Source organism: Arthrobacter sp. HMWF013 (assembly GCF_003061105.1).
Classification (GTDB): domain Bacteria; phylum Actinomycetota; class Actinomycetes; order Actinomycetales; family Micrococcaceae; genus Arthrobacter.
On the sequence record NZ_QAIQ01000559.1, the window covers coordinates 1 to 2248 of the forward strand.

4 protein-coding genes are annotated in these 2248 nt (G+C 65.4%); all 4 read right to left on the reverse strand.

Annotated features, from left to right (window positions below; all coding sequences use genetic code 11):
• Positions 1-538: mycothiol transferase (locus DBR22_RS19175; protein WP_108600312.1), on the reverse strand; the 538-nt coding region annotated here is incomplete at its 3' end.
• A gap of 83 nt (positions 539-621) precedes the next feature.
• Positions 622-1083, reverse strand: coding sequence for an SRPBCC family protein (locus DBR22_RS19180; RefSeq protein ID WP_108600313.1), 462 nt, complete (start codon positions 1081-1083; stop codon positions 622-624).
• A gap of 69 nt (positions 1084-1152) precedes the next feature.
• Positions 1153-1527 (reverse strand): VOC family protein, encoded by a 375-nt coding sequence (locus tag DBR22_RS19185; RefSeq protein ID WP_108600314.1) that lies wholly within the window; start codon positions 1525-1527, stop codon positions 1153-1155.
• 247 nt (positions 1528-1774) lie between these two features.
• Positions 1775-2119 (reverse strand): iron chaperone, encoded by a 345-nt coding sequence (locus DBR22_RS19190; RefSeq protein ID WP_108600315.1) that lies wholly within the window; start codon positions 2117-2119, stop codon positions 1775-1777.
• Positions 2120-2248: the final 129 nt, after the last annotated feature.

A 2248-nucleotide genomic window follows, 5' to 3' on the forward strand; every position in this document is an offset into this window, starting at 1 on the left:
CCGCCTCTGCCGTGCCGTTCATCGGCCTGCCGTTTCTTTCCGGTTTCAGGCCCTTGGCATAGGCGGCCTGCCCCACGTGCTGGAGGCAGTCTGCAACGGTGCTGACCAGCCGCACACCCAAGGTCACGGGCGGATCCCAGCTCTCGTCTACCACGCGCTCCAGGTCTTCGCTGCCAAGCGTTCCCAGGAATCCGGCCGTCTGCCGGTGGACGGCGTCGTAGTACTCCAGGAGCAGCTCAGGGCTGGCCCGGACCGCGTCCACCTGGTCCGTTGTGTGGCCGTAGCCGGTGTCGCGCCTGGACAGCGGGAGGCCGAAACGGCCTACAAAATCCTGGGCGGTCCAGACCTGTTCGAGGCCGGCGGCGGAAGCCACCTGCGCGTCCTCGACCCGGCTCAGGTGCCAGATCAGCCATGCGATCGAGTTCCCGGTGCCGCCCGGCCGGCGGACCAGGACGTCGTCGTCGAGCCCGTCCAGGACGGCCTCCACGGTTTCCCGGATCCGGCCGAAGGCGTCCAGCAGCAGTTCGTTCGATTCCATGGCATCCCCTCACTGCGCAGTGTGTCGGTGAGCCCCATGCTAGCCCCGGCCGGCTCCCGGTGCGCCTCCTTCCGCAAGAAAGGTCAGCGCAGCGGGTGGACCGGTGGCTCCCCCGCCTCCCGCTCGATCAGGGCCTTGAGGTTGGCCAGTTCCTTGCGGGCCTCTGACCCGCTGAGTAAGGCGCGCTCCACCAGCCTCCCCGCCAGGCCCAGCCCGCGGGGCCAGTGCGTCTCGGCACGCAGGCGCAGCAACGTTCCGTCGCGTTCTGGCTGAAGCCGGCTGTCGACGTCGAACTTCAGCCCGAAGTAGGCCACGGTCCGGGTGAGGATCCGGTGCGGCGGGTCCGCGGACAGCACCGTGGTGCGAGCGGTTCCCGGAGCACGGGTCGAGGTGTAGGAGGAGCCAGGGTGGTCCCCTGAACCCTGAATATCGGCGATGACAGGCGAGCCGGTCTGCCACTCGGGCAGGCGGGACGGGTCAATATAGGCCCGCCAGACATCCTCCGGCGGGGCCTTGATCCACTCCGAGTACTCAAGGGCGCCCATGAGGTCCCCTGTTCCCTGATGGGGCGGAGCCCGCACAGGCTCCGCCCCATCAGGGCTTATGGATGTTCCCTAGGGTCGCTGGGAAAGGCTGAGAATGTTCCCTTCGCTGTCCAGGAACCAGGCGCCCTTTCCCCATTCATTATCGACAACGCCGTTCTCTGTCTTCAGGCCGGGCATGTCGTACTCTTCGAAGACGACGCCCCTGGCCCTCAGTTCCTCCATCTCGCCTTCCAGGTTGTCCGTGAGCCAGCCCATCTGCGTGTTTTTGGCCGTCCCGGCATTTTCCGTCTGGTAGATCAGGAAGCCTGTTCCGCCGTCGCCGCGGTAAACCAAGCTGTCTTCCACTGTTTCAGCGGGTTCCAGTCCCAGCTTGTCCCGGTAGAAATCCCTTGCCCTGTTGATGTCCTTTGCGGGAAGGACTGCCATAGGCGCTGAATTGAGCATGTTGATTTCCTTTTGTGCATCCAGTTCTAGCAACGATGGCGATGCTCTCCCCCTGGTGCGGTCCGGGAAACATCAGTGTCCCGGTCCGCGTGGCCGCCCGTTGCGCCAAGTGCCGGGGCGGCTACCTGGGACTCTGCAACGCCCCGCCAGCCATCATTGGCGAGAGTCCCCGAAGCTTATGTGGCCATTATGGAACGATCCGGGACAGACTGAAATAGGGGACTGCTTGTGCTTTCCAGGACTTCCCCTACTTGAGGATCTCGGCCCGGCGCAGCCTGACGATGTCAGTCACCACGTCCTCCGGGAGGGGGTGCCCGGGGGTGAAGCGGATGGTCCCCTTGGACAGCGAATACCCTTCCAGCCGGTCCGCGACGGCGTCGATCACCGCCGGCGAAAAGGGAAAGACGGAGAGGTGCTTGGCTGCCGCGGTGACGCCGAGGAGCGGCTTGCCCTCGAACCTCAGCGCAGGCATCCCGTAACTCATCCCCTCCTCAGCTTCCGGCACCACGGTCCGGGCTATCTCGATCACCCGTTGCAGGCAGCCGCGGTTGGGTTCAGGCAGTTCGGCCAAGGAATCGTCAACGGTGCCCATGCAGCCGATTGTATTCCTGCAGGTCCGGTGGGGGTATTCCTGCATGAGGCCTTTCATCAGCGACCCCCGTGTTGACGCCTATATCGGGGCGCCCCCGCCGTGGCAGCAGGCCATCTGCGAGCAGGTCCG